Annotated in this window: 11 protein-coding genes; 7 read left to right on the forward strand and 4 right to left on the reverse strand. The window is 69.9% G+C overall.

Annotation, left to right across the window (positions count from 1 at the left end):
* Window positions 1-152: 152 nt before the first annotated feature.
* Both ligA and mnmA read right to left on the reverse strand, forming a co-directional pair.
* Window positions 153-2,441, reverse strand: a complete 2,289-nt coding sequence (gene ligA, locus WBL06_RS07330; RefSeq protein WP_424455330.1) for an NAD-dependent DNA ligase LigA — start codon at window positions 2,439-2,441, stop codon at window positions 153-155.
* A 32-nt stretch (window positions 2,442-2,473) separates the two neighbouring features.
* A complete protein-coding gene (gene mnmA / locus WBL06_RS07335; protein ID WP_424455331.1) occupies window positions 2,474-3,580 on the reverse strand; it encodes a tRNA 2-thiouridine(34) synthase MnmA in 1,107 nt (368 codons plus the stop codon).
* Window positions 3,581-3,837: 257 nt separating this feature from the next.
* Between mnmA and WBL06_RS07340 the strand changes: the two genes are divergently transcribed.
* The 4 genes from WBL06_RS07340 (at window position 3,838) to WBL06_RS07355 (ending at window position 9,258) form a co-directional block, all read left to right on the forward strand.
* A complete protein-coding gene (locus WBL06_RS07340; RefSeq protein ID WP_424455332.1) occupies window positions 3,838-5,454 on the forward strand; it encodes an ABC transporter substrate-binding protein in 1,617 nt (538 codons plus the stop codon).
* Between the two features lie 89 nt (window positions 5,455-5,543).
* Window positions 5,544-6,617: an ABC transporter permease gene (locus WBL06_RS07345; RefSeq protein WP_424455333.1), complete on the forward strand. Its 1,074-nt coding sequence runs from the start codon at window positions 5,544-5,546 to the stop codon at window positions 6,615-6,617.
* Entirely contained in the window at window positions 6,617-7,615 is a 999-nt protein-coding gene (locus WBL06_RS07350) for an ABC transporter permease (protein ID WP_424455334.1), read from the forward strand. Before WBL06_RS07345 ends, WBL06_RS07350 begins: the two co-directional genes overlap by 1 nt.
* Window positions 7,615-9,258: an ABC transporter ATP-binding protein gene (locus tag WBL06_RS07355; RefSeq protein ID WP_424455335.1), complete on the forward strand. Its 1,644-nt coding sequence runs from the start codon at window positions 7,615-7,617 to the stop codon at window positions 9,256-9,258. Before WBL06_RS07350 ends, WBL06_RS07355 begins: the two co-directional genes overlap by 1 nt.
* Before the next feature lie 3 nt (window positions 9,259-9,261).
* On the opposite strand, the gene WBL06_RS07360 is transcribed toward WBL06_RS07355, so the two are convergent.
* A complete protein-coding gene (locus WBL06_RS07360) occupies window positions 9,262-10,437 on the reverse strand; it encodes a cysteine desulfurase family protein (protein ID WP_424455336.1) in 1,176 nt (391 codons plus the stop codon).
* Window positions 10,438-10,470: 33 nt separating this feature from the next.
* Here WBL06_RS07360 and glgX point away from each other — a divergent pair, with 33 nt between their 5' ends.
* From glgX to ybaK, 3 genes are read left to right on the forward strand one after another with little or no spacing between them, the layout of a single operon-like run.
* On the forward strand, window positions 10,471-12,519 hold the full coding sequence (glgX, locus tag WBL06_RS07365; RefSeq protein WP_424455337.1) for a glycogen debranching protein GlgX: 2,049 nt from the start codon (window positions 10,471-10,473) through the stop codon (window positions 12,517-12,519).
* Between the two features lie 10 nt (window positions 12,520-12,529).
* Window positions 12,530-13,093 carry a DUF2510 domain-containing protein gene (locus WBL06_RS07370; RefSeq protein WP_424455338.1) on the forward strand — a complete coding sequence of 188 codons (564 nt, stop codon included), beginning with the start codon at window positions 12,530-12,532 and terminating at the stop codon, window positions 13,091-13,093.
* Window positions 13,090-13,557 (forward strand): Cys-tRNA(Pro) deacylase, encoded by a 468-nt coding sequence (ybaK, locus tag WBL06_RS07375; RefSeq protein WP_424455386.1) that lies wholly within the window; start codon window positions 13,090-13,092, stop codon window positions 13,555-13,557. The genes WBL06_RS07370 and ybaK overlap by 4 nt, the downstream gene beginning before the upstream one ends.
* A gap of 32 nt (window positions 13,558-13,589) precedes the next feature.
* On the opposite strand, the gene glgP is transcribed toward ybaK, so the two are convergent.
* Complete coding sequence (gene glgP / locus WBL06_RS07380; RefSeq protein WP_424455339.1) at window positions 13,590-16,163, reverse strand: alpha-glucan family phosphorylase; 2,574 nt, start codon at window positions 16,161-16,163, stop codon at window positions 13,590-13,592.
* Window positions 16,164-16,429 lie beyond the last annotated feature (266 nt).

A 16,429-nucleotide genomic window follows, 5' to 3' on the forward strand; every position in this document is an offset into this window, starting at 1 on the left:
ACTATGACGCGACGCTGAGGCCGACTTTGCAGCGCGCCTGTACCCCGAATACCGTCGCGACCGGCGAGGGGCGAAATCGCGTGCTCAGGCTCGGCGAGCCGTCGCACCCCGCCCGACGACGGACTCGGTCGAAAGCCGGTGCACGGAGCGTTCTATCCGCCGAACGTCGTGGATTTCTGCTCGCGAGGCGGCAGTGCCGCCGGGCCCTGCTCGACGAGCAGCTTGAACTGCGCCGCGTCAATGATGCGCACCCCGAGCTCTTCGGCTTTGCCCAGTTTCGATCCCGCGCCCGGGCCGGCCGCGACGAAGTCGGTCTTCTTCGAGACGCTGGATGCCGCCTTGCCCCCGGCGCGCAGGATCGCCTCCTGCGCCTCCTCGCGCGAGTAGCCCTCGAGCGACCCGGTCGCGACGACGGTCAGCCCGGCGAGCACGCCGTCGCCTCCCCCCGCCAGACCCGGACCCGGGTGATCGGGGATGCTCCACGGCACCCCCGCCCGCGCCCACGCTTCGACGATCTCGACGTGCCAGTCGACCTCGAACCACTCGAGTACGGCATCGGCGATGATGCCTCCGACGCCCTCGACGGCCGCGAGTTCGTCGCGCGTCGCCGCCCGGATCGCGTCGAGCGACCCGAAGTACGCCGCGAGCGCCCGCGCCGCGACCGGCCCGACGTGGCGGATCGACAGGGCGACGAGAAAGCGCCACAGCTCTTTCGACGTGGCCTTCTGAAGTTCATCGAGCAGCTTCTCCGCCGCGGCCGACGGGCCCGTCACGGCGGGCTGGTCTTTGCGGGCGGCTGAGACGATGCGCCGGAACGGGCTGCGCAGATCGGGGTGACCCTCGGCATCCACTTTCACGATGCCGGTCTCGGCGTCGCGCACGCGCACCTCGATCGGCAGCAGATCATCCATCGTGAGGGCGAACAGGCCGGCCTCGGTGACGAGCGGCGGCGGCGACGGGATGTCGGGCTGCGTCAGCGCGACGGCGCCGATCTCGCCGAGCCCCTCGATGTCGAGGGCGCCGCGGGATCCGATGTGCTCGACCCGCCCGCGCACCTGCGCCGGGCACGACCGCGCGTTCGGGCAGCGCAGGTCGACGTCGCCCTCCTTCGCGGGCGCCAGGGGCGTTCCGCACTCGGGGCAGTTCGTCGGCATCACGAACTCGCGCTCGGAGCCGTCGCGCAATTCGACGACGGGCCCGAGCACCTCGGGAATCACGTCGCCCGCCTTGCGCAATACGACGGTGTCGCCGATGAGCACGCCCTTGAGCTTGACGACATCCTGATTGTGCAGGGTCGCTTGCCGCACCTCGGAGCCGGCGACGCGCACCTTCTGCATGACGGCGAACGGCGTCGCCCGGCCGGTGCGGCCGATCGACACGACGATGTCGAGCAGCTTGGTGTTCACCTGTTCGGGCGGGTACTTGTAGGCGATCGCCCAGCGCGGCGCGCGGCTCGTGGCGCCGAGTTCGTCGTGCAGCGCGAGTTCGTCGACCTTCACGACGACGCCGTCGATCTCGTGCTCGACCGAATGGCGGTTTTCGCCGTACCGCTCGATGAAGGCGGCGGCGCCCGCGGCATCCTTCGTGACCTCGAAGCGGGTGGAGGTCGGCAGCCCCCAGCTCGCGAGCAGCTCGTACACCTGCGACTGCGCCGCCACGGGCGGGTCGGGCCACGCGCCGATGCCGTGCACGAGCATCGACAGCCGCCCGATGCGGGAGCGCATGCGGGCGAGCGCCTCGCCCTGTTTGCCCTCCTCCTTCTGCCGAAGAGAGCCGGATGCCGCATTGCGGGGGTTGGCGAACACCCGCTCGCCGGCGGCGACCTGGGCGGCGTTGAGGTGCTCGAAGGCGTCGACGGTGAAGAACACCTCGCCACGTACCTCGACGATCGGCGGATGGCCCTCGCCCTCGAGGCGCCGCGGGATGGAGGCGATCATCCGCACGTTCTCGGTGACGTCTTCGCCCACCACGCCGTCGCCGCGGGTCGCGGCCGAGACGAGCGTTCCGTTCTCGTACCGCAGGTTGAGGGCGAGCCCGTCGATCTTCAGCTCGCACAGGTAGTCGACGCGGCGGCCGGAGTCGCGTTCGACCTTCGCGGCCCAGGCGAGGAATTCGTCGCGGCTGAACACGTTGTCGAGGCTCAGCATCCGCTCGGCGTGCCGCACCGGGTCGAACAGCTTCGCCGCCGACCCGCCCACGGTCTGCGTGGGGCTGTCCTGGCTCTGCAACTCCGGATGCAGCCGCTCGAGCTCCTCGAGACGGCGCATCAGCGCGTCGTAGTCGGCGTCGTCGACCAGCACGGTGTCGCGCTCGTAGTACGCCTCGCGCAGCTCGAGGATGCGGGCGGTCAGGTCATCGGCCTCGGCCTTCGCCGCCGCGAGATCGGCGCTCGTGCGTTGCGGCCATTGCTCGAGAGGGTCGGAGTGCGATCCGCGGGGCATGGGTTCAGCTTAGGAACGACGACCGACGCCCGTCAGACGCCCGCCGGGACCGCCGATACGGTGCGGTCGATCGTGCACTGACCGAGCACCCGGGTGCCGACGTAGATGACGGCGCTCTGCCCCGGGGCGACGCCATCGAGCGGCTCCCGCAGGGTCACGACGAGGTCGCCGTCGGCGACGCGCGCGGACGCGGGGACGGGGTCTCCGTGCGCCCGCACCTGCACCTCGCAGTCGAATGCGGTCGCGGGGTCGGCGGGCGGCATCCCGGCCCAGCTGATCCGGGAGCCCGCCAGTTGCCCGATGGCGAGGGCCTCGCGCGGCCCGACCACGACCTCGTTGGTCTTCGGTCGCACCTCGAGCACGTAGCGCGGCTTGCCGTCGGCGGCCGGGAACCCGATGTCGAGACCCTTCCGCTGCCCGACGGTGAACGCGAGCGCTCCCGGGTGGGTGCCGACGCGCTCGCCCGATCGGTCGAGGATGGCTCCCTCCGCAAGGGCGACCCGCTCCGACAGCCAGCCGCGGGTGTCGCCATCGGGGATGAAGCAGATGTCGTGCGAGTCGGGCTTCTGCGCCACCGTGAGCCCGCGGGCGGCGGCCTCGGCGCGCACGAGATTCTTCGACGGCGTGTCGCCGAGCGGGAACATCGCGTGCTCGAGCTGCGACGCGGTCAGCACGCCGAGCACGTAGGACTGGTCTTTCGCCCAGGTCGCGGCTCGGTGCAGCTCGCGCGACCCGTCGGGGGCGATGCGGATGTCGGCGTAGTGCCCGGTCGCGACGGCGTCGAAGCCGAGGGCGAGGGCCTTCTCCATGAGCGCCGCGAACTTGATCTTCTCGTTGCAGCGCAGGCACGGGTTGGGGGTGCGACCGGCGCTGTACTCGGCGACGAAGTCCTCGACGACATCCTCGGCGAAGCGCTCTGAGAAGTCCCACACGTAGAACGGGATGCCGAGCAGATTCGCCGCGCGGCGGGCATCCATCGCGTCTTCGATCGTGCAACAGCCGCGACTACCGGTGCGCAGGGTGCCGCGCTGCCGGGAGAGCGCGAGGTGCACGCCGACGACCTCGTGCCCCGCGTCGACGGCGCGCGCGGCGGCCACGGCGCTGTCGACGCCGCCGCTCATCGCCGCGAGAACCTTCACAGGCTCAGAACCTTCACTGCACGTCCCTCTCTTCGCCCTCCAGGGTAGCTGGCGTTGCCCGTGGTGGCTGCGAGAGCGATTGCCCGCGTGCGCCGCCGAGTGTTTCGCGCCGGTAACGATCCGCTCACTCCACGACGACAAATCCGAAGCGGTGTGTTAGACCTAACAGGTGCTGTACCCCCCGAACGGGGTACAGGCTGGGGGGCTGCCACAAGCGACCCCTCCTTTTCGTGAATCACCAGAGAGAGGCAAGGGGAATGAACACCCTCCGAAAGACGCGCACCCGCGTCGCCCTCGTCGCGGCTCCCATCGCGGCGGCACTCGTGCTCGCCGGTTGCGCCAGCGGCGGCGACCCGGGCGGCGACGACAACATCATCCTCGTCGGCACCACCGATAAGGTCACAACGCTCGATCCCGCCGGCTCCTACGACAACGGGTCGCTCGCGCTGCAGATCAACGTCTTCCCCTACCTGGTCGACACCGCTCTCGACAGCACCGAGGTCGAGCCGTCGCTCGCCGAGACCGCCGAGTTCACCGCTCCCGACGAGTACACCGTGACGCTGCCGGAAGGCCTGACCTGGGCGAACGGCAACGTGCTCGACGCCAACGACGTCGTCTTCTCGTTCGAGCGCAACATCGCGATCGCCGACCCCAACGGCGCGTCGAGCCTGCTCTACAACCTCGACAGCGTCGAAGCCGTCGACGATACGACCGTCGTCTTCCATCTCAAGAGCGAGAACGACCAGGTCTTCCCGTTCATCCTGACCAGCTTCCCCGGCGCGATCGTCGACGATGAAGTGTTCTCGGCCGACGCGCTGACCCCCGACAACGAGATCGTCGACGCGAACGCGTTCGGTGGCCCCTACGTCATCACGAGCTACGACTTCAACCAGACCGTCGAGCTCGCTCCGAACCCGGAGTACCGCGGCCTCATCGAGGCTCCCGCCAACGACGGCGTCATCCTCAGCTACTACGCCGACTCGTCGAACCTCAAGCTCGACGTGCAGGAGGGCGAGATCGATGTCGCCTATCGCAGCCTGTCGGCGACCGACGTCGAAGACCTGAGCGGCAACGACAATGTCACCGTTCACGACGGCCCCGGTGGCGAGATCCGTTACATCGTGTTCAACTTCAACACCCAGCCGTTCGGCGCGACGACCGCGGAGGCCGACCCGGCCAAGGCGCTCGCCGTGCGCCAGGCGGTCGCGTCGCTCATCGACCGCGACGCCATCTCGGAGCAGGTCTACAAGGGCACCTACACGCCGCTGTACTCCTTCGTGCCCGACGGCTTCGCTGGTGCTACCGAGGTGCTCAAGGACCTCTACGGCGACGGCGACGGCGGCCCCTCGGTCGAGAACGCCACGCAGATCCTCGCCGACGCGGGAGTCACGACGCCGGTCGAGCTCAACCTGCAGTACAGCCCCGACCACTACGGCCCGAGCTCGGGTGACGAGTACGCCCTCATCGAAGACCAGCTGGAGGCCGACGGGCTGTTCGCCGTCAACCTGCAGTCGACCGAGTGGGTGCAGTACTCCGAAGACCGCACCGCCGACGTCTACCCGGCGTACCAGCTCGGCTGGTTCCCGGACTACTCCGACGCCGACAACTACCTGTCGCCGTTCTTCCTCACGCAGAACTTCCTCGGCAACCACTTCACCGACCCGGCCGTCGACGAGATGATCCTCCAGCAGGCGGTCACTCCCGACGCCGGCGAGCGGGAGGCGCTCATCGGCGACATCCAGGCGGCGGTGGCCGAGCAGCTCTCGACCGTGCCGTACCTCCAGGGTGCGCAGGTCGCGGTGTCGGGTACCGACATCGACGGCATCGTGCTGGATGCGTCGTTCAAGTTCCGTTGGGCTCCGGTCACGCGCTGACCTGATGTCCGCCCGGGGGTGGCCCGCAGCGACGGGCCACCCCCACCGGCGGCACCGCCCGACTTCCCGAAAATGAGAAGCTTCCACCTATGACCACGACCGAGGCGTCGCCGGTTTCCGCCGTCTCCGCACGCTCCGGCGGGGGGTCGCTCGGCCGCTACCTGGTCGTGCGCTTCCTGCTCATCTTTCCGACCGTCTTCATCCTCGTGTCGATGGTGTTCCTGTTCATGCGGGTCACCGGTGACCCGATCACCGCCGCGCTCGGCGGCCGGCTCCCTGCCGACCAGCTCGCGGAGCGCATCCACGAGGCTGGCTACGACCGGCCGATCATGGTGCAGTACCTGGAGTACCTCGGCCAGGTGTTCACCCTCAACTTCGGCACGACGCTCACCGACAACCAGCAGGTGACCGATGTGCTGCTGCGCTACGGCGGCGCGACGCTCGAACTCGCGATCTACGCGTTACTCGTCGCACTCGTCGTCGGCATTCCCCTCGGGATGCTGTCGGCCGCCGTTCGCGACCGGTGGGGCGACGCCGTGCTGCGGGTCTTCGCGATCCTCTGCTACGCAACACCCGTCTTCTTCGCGGGTCTGCTGCTCAAGCTGATCTTCGCGGTCGGCCTCGACGTTCTGCCCGTCGCGGGACGCGCGTCGGTGCGCGTCGAACTCGCTCTCGGCCGCATCGACAATCCGACGGGCATCTACCTGATCGACGCCGTGCGCACCGGCAGCCCCGCCGTCATCGGCGACGTGCTGTCGCACGCGGTCCTGCCCGGCATCGCGCTCGGCCTGCTCACGGCGGGCGTCTTCCTGCGCCTTGTGCGCACCAACGTCATCGGAACGCTCGCGATGCCCTACGTCGACGCGGCCCGCTCGCGCGGCATCAGCGAGGTGCGTCTCGTGCGCAAGCACGCGTTCAAGCCGGCGCTCATCCCGATCATCACCGTCATCGGCCTCCAGGTCGCGATGCTGCTCGGCGGCGCGGTGCTCACCGAGACCACCTTCGAGTGGGAGGGTCTCGGCTTCCAGCTCGCGCACTACCTGTCGGCGCGCGACTTCGTCGCGGTGCAGGGGATCGTTGCACTGCTCGCCGTGATCGTCGCGCTCACCAACTTCTTCGTCGACATCATCGCGGCGCTCATCGACCCACGGGTGAGGTACTGATGGCCGCCCCGCATCGCCGCTTCTCGTTCGCGCGACTGCCGATCGTGCACCAGTACCGGCAGTCGGTCGGCCTCCAGCGCGGCATGCTCACCGCGGGGCTCGTGATCTGCGCGATCTTCGTGCTCGCCGCCATCTTCGCCCCCGTTCTCGCGCCGTTCGGGTACAACCAGCTGTCGGTCGACGGTGAACGCTTCGGCGCGCAGCAGCCGCCGAGCGCCGAGCACCTGCTGGGAACGACCGTCGGCGGCTACGACGTGCTGTCACGCGTCATCTGGGGCAGCCAGACGGCGCTGATGGTGATCGTCGTCGCGGTGCTGCTGTCGATCTTCGTCGGCATCCTGCTCGGCCTGCTCTCGGGTTACCTCGGCGGCTGGCTCGACCGAGTGCTCGTCGTGATCGCCGATGCCGTCTACGCGTTCCCGACGCTGCTGCTCGCGATCGTCGCGGCGATCGTCATCTCGGGCGGTCGCTCGAGCCTGCTCGGCGGCGTGTTCGCGGCGGCCGTCTCGATCACGGTCGTCTTCATCCCGCAGTACTTCCGCGTCATCCGCGCCGAGGCGGTGCGCATCAAGCCGGAGGCGTACGTCGAGTCGGCCCTCGTCATCGGGGCGTCGACGCCGCGGATCATGTTCCGTCACGTGTTCCGCAACGCGACCCGCACCCTGCCGCTCATCTTCACGCTCAACAGTTCGGAGGCGATCCTGACACTCGCCGCCCTCGGCTTCCTGGGATTCGGGATCGAGCCGACCGCAGCAGCCGAGTGGGGCTACGACCTCAACCGCTCGATCGCCGACGTCACGAGCGGCATCTGGTGGACGTCGGTCTTCCCCGGGTCCGCGATCGTGCTCGTCGTGCTCGGCATCACGCTCGTCGGCGAGAGCCTCAACGACCTCGCCGACCCGCGTCTGCGGGCCCGGCGCCGTGCCGCCGCGACCCCGGCCGACGCCGCCGCGCAGTCGACCCCGATGGCACGCGAAGAACTCGGGGAGGTGCCGTGATGACCGGTTCGCGGGACGCGCTCGCGGTCGAGATCCGCGACCTCGACATCACCTTCGCAACCGACGGCGGCGATGTTGCCGCGGTCCGCGGCATCGACCTCGACGTGCGCGCCGGTGAGGTGCTCGCGATCGTCGGCGAATCCGGCAGCGGCAAGACCGTCACGGGCCGCAGCATCTTAGGGCTGCTTCCCGAGACGGCGCGCGTCGACGGCGCGGTGCTGCTCACCGGAACGGATGTCGTCGGCCTCTCCCCCGACCGGATGCGGGCCCTCCGCGGCCCCGCCGCGGCGATGATCTTCCAGGAGCCCTCGACGTCGCTCAATCCCGTCTATACGGTCGGCTGGCAGTTGGCGGAAGGGCTGCGCGCCCACGGCAAGGTCTCGAAGGCCGACGCCCGCGCGACGGCGATCGACGTGCTCGGCCGAGTCGGCATTCCCGACCCTGAGCGCCGCGTCGACGATTACCCGCACCAGTTCTCGGGCGGCCAGAAGCAGCGCATCGTCATCGCGATGGCACTTGCGCTGCGACCCGCCGTGATCGTCGCCGACGAGCCGACGACTGCTCTCGACGTCACGGTGCAGGCCGAGATCCTCGACCTGCTGCGCACCCTGCGCGACGAGTTCGGCACCGCGATCGTGCTGATCACCCACAACATGGGCGTCGTCGCCGATCTCGCGGATCGCGTCGCGGTGATGTACGAGGGCGAAATCGTCGAAACCGCGCCGGTTCGGGAGCTGTTCGCTCACCCCCGCGACCCGTACACGCAGCGCCTGCTCGCGGCCGTGCCGCGGCTTGAAATCGTCGACCGGGCGTTCACGGGGGATGCCGCCGCAGTGCCCGTCGTGGTCGCTCTCGACCTCTCGATCGACTACGCCGGGCGCCTGGGCCGCAAGGCGTTCCGGGCCGTTTCGGCGGTGAGTTTCGACATCCGGCCCGGCGAGGTGGTGGGCCTCGTCGGCGAGTCGGGATCGGGCAAGACGACGATCGGGCGCGCGATCGCCGGCCTCACCCGGGTCACCGGCGGGTCGCTGCAGGTGCTCGGCACCGAACTCGCCGGCGGACGAGAGCGCGACTTCCGGCCCAAGCGCCGCGAACTCGGGTTCGTCTTCCAAGACCCGGCCTCGAGCTTCAACCCGTTGCTGACGATCGCCGACTGCATCGCCGAGCCGCTCGTCGTGCACGGCGAGGCGTCGAACCCGGCGGCGGCGCGCGGCAAGGTGGACGAGTTGCTCGACGCCGTGCAGTTGCCCGGCGACTACGGCGACCGCTTTCCCCACGAACTCTCCGGCGGACAACGACAGCGGGCCTCCCTGGCTCGGGCCATCGCCCTCGACCCGAAGCTGCTGATCGCCGACGAACCGACGAGTGCGCTCGACGTGTCGGTGCAGGCCCGGGTGCTCGAGCTGTTCGCCGAACTGCAGGAACGCTTCGGGTTCGCCTGCCTGTTCATCACGCACGACCTCGCGGTGGTCGACTTGCTCGCGCACCGCGTCGTCGTGCTGCATCGCGGCGAGATCGCCGAACATGGCCCGACCTCCCAGGTGCTGGGCTCGCCGCAGGATCCCTACACGCAGCGCCTCATCGCGGCCCTTCCGATTCCGGATCCCGTCGAGCAGGCCGCCCGCCGCGCTGCGCGCCAGTAGCCTTCAGCGTCGAGCGGACGCGGTGCGGGCTTGGTCGAGGACTCGCGGCAGAGTCGCAAGCAGCGCCTCGATCGCCGCGGGTGTCGTGTCGGCGCCGAGCGTGAACCGCAGCGCGCCCCGCGCCTCGTCGACCGGCACCCCCATCGCGGCGAGCACGTGCGACACCTCGGCGACGCCCGCTTGGCACGCGGAACCGGTCGACACCGAGAAGCCTTCGCGGTCGAGTAGGTAGAGCAGCGCGTCGCCGTCGCACCCCGCGAAGGTCGCGTGCACGTTGCCCGGCAGCCGTCCGGCCGGGTCGGGGTCTCCGCGCAACACCACGCCGGGCAGCCCGACCAGCCCCGCGATGAGGCGGTCGCGCAAGGCGGCGAGCGCCGCGGTGTCATGCACCACCCCGGCCGCCACCCCGAACGCGGCGGCGCCGGCGGCATCCTGGGTGCCGGAGCGGGCGCGCTGCTGGTTGCCGCCGTGGATGAGCGGCTCGACCGTGGCGGTGCGGGCGACGACGAGGGCGCCGATGCCGACGGGCCCGCCGATCTTGTGCGCCGACACCGACACCAGGTCGGCCCCGACCGCGGGCACGTCGATCGGCACGGAGCCGTAGGCGGCGATCGCGTCGAGGTGCACGGGCACTCCCGCAGCATGGGCGAGTCGCACGATGTCGGCGACCGGCTGAAGCGTGCCGACCTCGTTGTTCGCCCACAGGGCCGTCACCAGCGCGATGCTCTCCGGCTCCCGGGCGAGCGCCTGCTTGAGAGATTCCAGCGACAGCCGGCCCACGGCATCCACCTCGATCCAGTCGACGATCGCGCCTTCGTGCCGCACCAGCCAGTCGACCGCGTCGAGGGTGGCGTGGTGCTCGGCGCGGGTGGTGAGGATGCGGGGTCTCGACACGCGCCCGTCGGGCGCTACTCGACCACCGAGGTTGCGAGACCAGAAGGTTCCCTTGATGGCGAGGTTCACCGCCTCGGTGCCGCCCCCGGTGAACACGACCTCAACCGCATCCACTCCCAGGGATTCCGCTACCCGTTCCCGCCCGGTTTCAAGCAGGTCGCGCGCCGCCTGCCCGTGCGTGTGGATCGACGAGGGGTTGCCCACCAGCCCGAGTGCCTCGACGTACGCCTCGCGCACCGCGACCGGCATCGGCGTCGTCGCGGCGTGATCGAGGTAGACGGACATGTCCCCACCCTAGGAAGACCTACGCTGGAACGCATGCCCGCCACCGATCCGTTCCGCGATCTCGGCGTGCGCGGCACCCCGGACGGCGGTGAGATCCGGGTGTGGAGCGCCAACGCGCAGGGCGTCGACCTGTGCGTCTTCGAGGGCGAGGACCCGTCGTTCGCGAGCACGACGGTCTCGCTCACCCAGGATTCCTCCGGGGTGTGGAGCGCCGTGACCCCGGCTCTGAGCCCGGGCGCCTACTACGCGCTCCGCGCCCGCGGGCCGAAGGGCCCGACCCACGCGTTCGACCCGAAGAAGAACCTGCTCGACCCCTACGCCCGCGGCCTCGCCCGCACGGGCAGCGGCGAGTGGCGCGGCTACGTGCAAGACGACGCGTTCGACTGGGGCGGCGCCGCCAAGCCGGGTGTGCCCCTCGACCACACGGTCGTCTACGAGGTGCACGTCAAGGGCTTCACGAAACTGAACCCCGACATCCCCGAGGAGCTGCGTGGCACCTATGCCGGCCTCGCCCACCCGGCCGCGATCGAGTACCTGAAAGAGCTCGGCGTCACGACCCTCGAGCTGCTGCCGGTGCATCAGAGCGTCAGCGAGCAGCGGCTGCAGAAGATGGGTCTCGTCAACTACTGGGGCTACAACACTCTCAACTTCTTCACCCCGCACGCCGGATACGCGACCCGGGCGGCGCAGGCCGGCGGCACCGGCGCCGTGTTACGCGAGTTCAAGGGCATGGTGCGGCTGTTGCACGAGGCCGGACTCGAAGTCGTGCTGGATGTCGTCTACAACCACACCGCGGAAGAGGGCCGGGGCGGCCCGGTGTTCTCGTTCCGCGGGCTCGACAACGCGTCGTACTACCGGCAGGACGACACCGGCCAGTACATCGACACCACGGGATGCGGCAACACGATCGACTTCTCGCGTCCGGTCGCGCAGCGGCTGGTGCTCGACTCGCTGCGGTACTGGGCGAACGAAGTGCAGGTGGATGGCTTCCGCTTCGACCTCGCCGCGACCCTCGGCCGCGGCGAGGGTGCCGAGTTCGACCCCGAGCATCCGCTGCTGCTGGCGATCCGCGACGACCCGGAGCTCGCCGGGGTGAAGATGATCGCCGAACCGTGGGATGTCGGTATGGGCGGCTGGCAGGTCGGCAACTTCCCGTCGGGGTACTCGGAGTGGAACGACGGCTACCGCGACCGGATGCGCAACTTCTGGCTTCGTGACGTCGCCGACGCGCGCCAGGCCGACGGGCTGCCCAGCGAGGGCATCGGATCGCTCGCGCGGCGGCTCGCGGGATCGAACCACGTCTTCGCCCTCGAGCGCGGCCCGCTGGCAAGCGTCAACTTCATCACCGCGCACGACGGCTTCACCGCGTGGGACCTGGTGTCGTACGACCAGAAGCACAACATCGGCAACGGTGAAGACAACCGCGACGGATCGAACGACAACAAGTCGTACAACCACGGCGTCGAGGGTCCGACGACCGACACCGACATCCTCGCGGCGCGGCGGCGGGCGATCCGCAACCTGCTCGGCACCCTGCTGCTCTCGGCCGGCATCCCGATGCTCACCGCGGGCGACGAGTTCGGGCGCAGCCAGCGCGGCAACAACAACGCGTACTGCCACGACTCGGAGCTGACCTGGATGCCGTGGGAGCGCGAGGAGTGGCAGCACGAGCTGCACGCCGTCGCGCGGCACCTGCTGGAGTTGCGACGCGAGAACCCGGCCCTTCGGCCGGTGCGCTTCGGCCGGTTCGGGGAGACGACACCGAGCGCGACGCAGATGGACTGGCACAACAAGCAGGGCCTGTCGATGTCGCTCGAGGATTGGGACTCCCCCGCCGAGCGCACCCTCCAGTACCTCGCGGCGTCGACACCCGAGTTCGAAGCGTTCAACCGCATCCTGCTGGTCGTGCACGGCCTCGAGACCGAGGTGACCGTCACCCTGCCGCAACACGAGGGCGTCACCGCGTACACGCTGCTGTGGGACTCGTCGGAAGACGACATCAGCGACCGCGAACCCGAACACGTGCCGGGTGAGGAGCTGCCCGTCGGCCCGACCACGATGCTCTTGTTCCGAGCCCACTAGATTCATACTCATGTCTGACGTCGCACCCCCGCAGGCCGGCTGGTACCGGGATCCCGAGAACCCTGCCGGCGAGCGCTGGTGGAACGGCTCCGGGTGGTCCGATCAGAAGCGTGCCGCCGGCGCCGGGGCTGCGACGCCCGCCGTCGCCCCCGTCGCCGACCCGACGGGGTTCACCTACGGCAACCCTGCGTCGGCAGGACGACCCGACCCGTACGCCCCGCCGACGTTCGCGACCCCTCCGGCCTACTCTCCGGGGTCGCCCTACGTCGCGGCACCGTACGGCGCCCCGGCCTACGGCGCGCGTTCGAACGGCCTCGCGATCGCCGGACTCATCGTGTCGGCGGGCGGCTGGATCATCCTGGGTGTGATCGCGTCGATCGTGGGCATCATCCTCTCGGCCTTCGGCCTGGCCCGCGCCAAGCAGGCTGAGGCGGCGGGCAACCCCAACAGCGGTCGGGGCATCGCGATGGCCGGCCTGATCATCGGCATCATCGTCACGGTGCTCGGCATCGTGTTCTTCGTGGTCTACCTCACCTTCATCTTCTCCACGGTGCCGACGGGAATCACCTCCTGAGCACCCCGGCGATCGCGGCTCTGCGGGCGGCGGGCATCCCGTTCACGGAGCGCTCGTACCTGCACGACCCCGCTGTCACCGACTTCGGTCGTGAAGCGGCGGATGCCCTCGGGGTCGAGCCCGACCGGGTGTTCAAGACCCTGCTCGCCGACGTCGACGGGCGCCTCGTGGTGGGCATCGTGCCGGTTGCCGGCAAGCTCGACCTGAAGGCGCTCGCGGCGGCCGCCGGCGGTAAGAAGGCGGTGATGGCGGATGCCGCCCTCGCCGAACGCCGGACCGGTTACGTCGTCGGCGGCATCTCCCCGATCGGACAGAAGTCCCGGCACGAGACGGTGCTCGACGAGACCGCCGAGCTGTGGGACACAGTGTTCGTGAGCGGCGGACGGCGCGGGCTCGACCTGGAACTCACCCCCGCCGACCTCATCCGCGCCACCTCAGCCGTGGTCGCAGACATCGCGCGCTGAAACTTCGGTGGTCGAGTAGCACCGTGCGGGCGCTACTCGACCACCGAGGGTTGGGCCGTCGCGAGCAACCCCAGTTCGGCGGGGGTCGCCAGAAGGGGGTGATTGGGCACGACCCGCACGGTGTAGCCGAACGACCCGGACCGGTCGAGAGCCACGCTGTTGTGGAAGGTCGCGGGCGAGTCGGGCTCCTGCGACTCGAAGTCGAGCCGCAGACGACGGATGTCGGTGAGCTCGTCGCCTTCGCGGGCGTGGCCATGGACGAGTTCGACTTTGACGTCGTCGGGTGAGAGCTCCCCCAACTCGACGTAGGCCCGCACATGCAACTGCTCGCCGAGCTGCGGAGTCGCATCCACTCCGCCGGATTCGACGTAGGCGACGTGCACCCCCGTCCACCCGGCTTCGACGCGCGCCGTCCAGGCAGCCAAGTCGCGCGCGGGCTGAAACGACGACGCGGTGATCGCCCGTTCGGCGACCGCCGCCGGCGCGTACAGGGTCTCGACGTACTGGCGCACCATGCGGTCGGCCGACAGTTCCGGCGACAGGGTGGCGAGCGTGTGGCGCATGTCGGCGACCCACTTCACCGGGATGCCGTCCTCCCCGCGTTCGTAGAACCGCGGCGTGATCTGGTGTTCGAGCAGGTCGTAGAGCGCGGCGGCCTCGAGGGCGTCGCGTTCCGCGCCGTCGCCCGCGGAGTCGGCCGACGGGATCGCCCAGCCGTTGCGGTCGTCGTAGTACTCGTTCCACCAGCCGTCGAGGATCGACAGGTTGAGCGCCCCGTTGAGCGCCGCCTTCATGCCAGAGGTTCCGCAGGCCTCCAGCGGACGCAATGGGTTGTTGAGCCAGATGTCGCAGCCCGGGTAGAGCCGTTTGGCCATGCCGATGTCGTAGTTGGGCAGGAACACGATGCGCTGGCGCACGTCGGGCGCTTGCGCGAACTCGACGAGCTTCTGGATGAGTCGCTTGCCTTCGTCGTCGGCGGGGTGCGACTTTCCGGCGATGACCAGCTGGATGGGCCGCTCCGCGTGGTTGAGCAGCGCTCGTAGCCGCTCGGGGTCGTGCAACATGAGCGTGAGGCGCTTGTAGGTCGGCACGCGGCGGGCGAAGCCGATCGTGAGCACGTCGGGATCGAGTAGGTCGCGGAACCAGGCGGGGTCGGCGATGCCGGGGTTCTCCTCGGCCCAGGCGGCCGACATCCGCTGCCGGGCGTCGTCGACGAGGTGCCCGCGCATCCGCCGCTTCAGGTTCCACAGGTCGGCGTCGCTCACCGCGGGCGAGGCCCAGTCGGCGGCCGTCGTGTCACGGGTGCCGAGTGTGGTGGCGGCGAGCGCCGCCACCTCGGGGTCGGTCCAGGTGGGGGCGTGCACGCCGTTGGTCACCGACCCGATCGGCACGTCGTCGGCGTCGAAGCCCGGCCACAGCGCGTTGAACATCGAGCGGCTGACCTCGCCGTGCAGTTTCGAGACGCCGTTCGCCCGTTGGGCGAGCCGCAGACCCATGACGGCCATGTTGAAGGTCGGCGGCGCGTCGGCGGGCGCGCCGGGCTCGACTCCCAGAGCCAGCACATCGGCGACGTCCACACCGGGCAGCAGGTGGGTGGAGAAGTAACGTTCCACGAGCGGCGCCTCGAACCTGTCGATTCCTGCCGGCACCGGAGTGTGGGTGGTGAACACGGTCCCGGCCCGCACGACACGCAACGCCTGGTCGAAGGTCAGCCCCTCACCGATCAGGTCGGCGGCGCGTTCGAGCCCGAGGAACCCGGCGTGCCCCTCGTTGCTGTGGAACACCTCCGGCTCGTCGCGGCCGTCGAGGCCCGCGAAGATCTTCACCGCACGCGTGCCGCCGATGCCGAGCAGCAGCTCCTGCAACAGCCGGTGCTCGCCACCGCCGCCGTACAGCCGATCGGTGACACCTCGCAGCTCGTCGGCGTTCTCGGGGATGTCGGTGTCGAGCAGCAGCAGCGGCACCCGCCCGACATCCAATCTCCAGATGTGCGCCGTGAGGGTGCGACCCTCGGGCAGCGCCAGCACGACGGATGCCGCCGACCCGTCGGGGCCGCGCAACACCCGCATCGGCAGGCCGTCGGGGTCGACGACGGGATAGCTCTCCTCCTGCCAGCCCTCGCGCGAGATGGTCTGACGGAAGTACCCGGAACGATAGAACAGGCCGACGCCGATGAGCGGCACGCCGAGGTCGGAGGCGCTCTTCAGGTGGTCTCCGGCCAGGATGCCGAGGCCACCCGAGTACTGCGGCAGGGCGGCGGCGATGCCGAACTCGGGCGAGAAGTACGCGATCGAGCGCGGCACCTCGGCGCCGAGCGTCTGGTACCAGCGCGGCTCCGCGAGGTACGCGCGCAGGTCGTCGCGCAACGCGTCGACGCGGCCGACGAAGCCGGGGTCGGCCGCGAGTGCGGCGAGGCGATCCGGCGTTACCTCACCCAGCAGACCAACCGGGTCGGCGTCGGTCTCCCACAGGCGCGAGTCGACGTCGCGGAACAGGTCGATGGTCGGCTGGTGCCAGGACCATCGGAGGTTCGCCGCCAACTCGTCGAGGGCACCCAACTCGGGTGGCAGAACGGGGCGGACGGTAAACCGGCGAATCGCTTTCACAGTGAGCGAGCCTACGTGCGCGGAGTTACCGTCCGGTTACAGCACCATGCTGCACGCGACGATGTGCCCGCGACGACCGCGGGACGAAGGTCCCCCGACTCCCGTCCCGCGGTCGCTCCCGCCGTGACGCCGGTGCAAACCCGCTCGCACCGACGCGCCACCGGGGCGCTGCGGTTGCCCGAGCGCCCTGGGAACCCGAGGCGACCCCCGTCGCTCTCGGGTGGCTCATGTTTCACCCCCGCACCAGCTTAAGAGGCGCTCACCTC

This window comes from Pseudolysinimonas sp. (genome assembly GCF_049651805.1).
GTDB lineage: Bacteria > Actinomycetota > Actinomycetes > Actinomycetales > Microbacteriaceae > Pseudolysinimonas_A.

Excerpts from the sequence above, each read along its gene's own strand:
- WBL06_RS07355 (WP_424455335.1), top strand. The coding sequence starts at position 7,615 with ATGACCGGTTCGCGGGACGCGCTCGCGGTCGAGATCCGCGACCTCGAC.
- WBL06_RS07350 (WP_424455334.1), top strand. The coding sequence starts at position 6,617 with ATGGCCGCCCCGCATCGCCGCTTCTCGTTCGCGCGACTGCCGATCGTG.
- WBL06_RS07345 (WP_424455333.1), top strand. The coding sequence starts at position 5,544 with ATGACCACGACCGAGGCGTCGCCGGTTTCCGCCGTCTCCGCACGCTCC.
- ligA (WP_424455330.1), bottom strand. The coding sequence starts at position 2,441 with ATGCCCCGCGGATCGCACTCCGACCCTCTCGAGCAATGGCCGCAACGC.
- WBL06_RS07340 (WP_424455332.1), top strand. The coding sequence starts at position 3,838 with ATGAACACCCTCCGAAAGACGCGCACCCGCGTCGCCCTCGTCGCGGCT.
- WBL06_RS07370 (WP_424455338.1), top strand. The coding sequence starts at position 12,530 with ATGTCTGACGTCGCACCCCCGCAGGCCGGCTGGTACCGGGATCCCGAG.
- WBL06_RS07360 (WP_424455336.1), bottom strand. The coding sequence starts at position 10,437 with ATGTCCGTCTACCTCGATCACGCCGCGACGACGCCGATGCCGGTCGCG.
- glgX (WP_424455337.1), top strand. The coding sequence starts at position 10,471 with ATGCCCGCCACCGATCCGTTCCGCGATCTCGGCGTGCGCGGCACCCCG.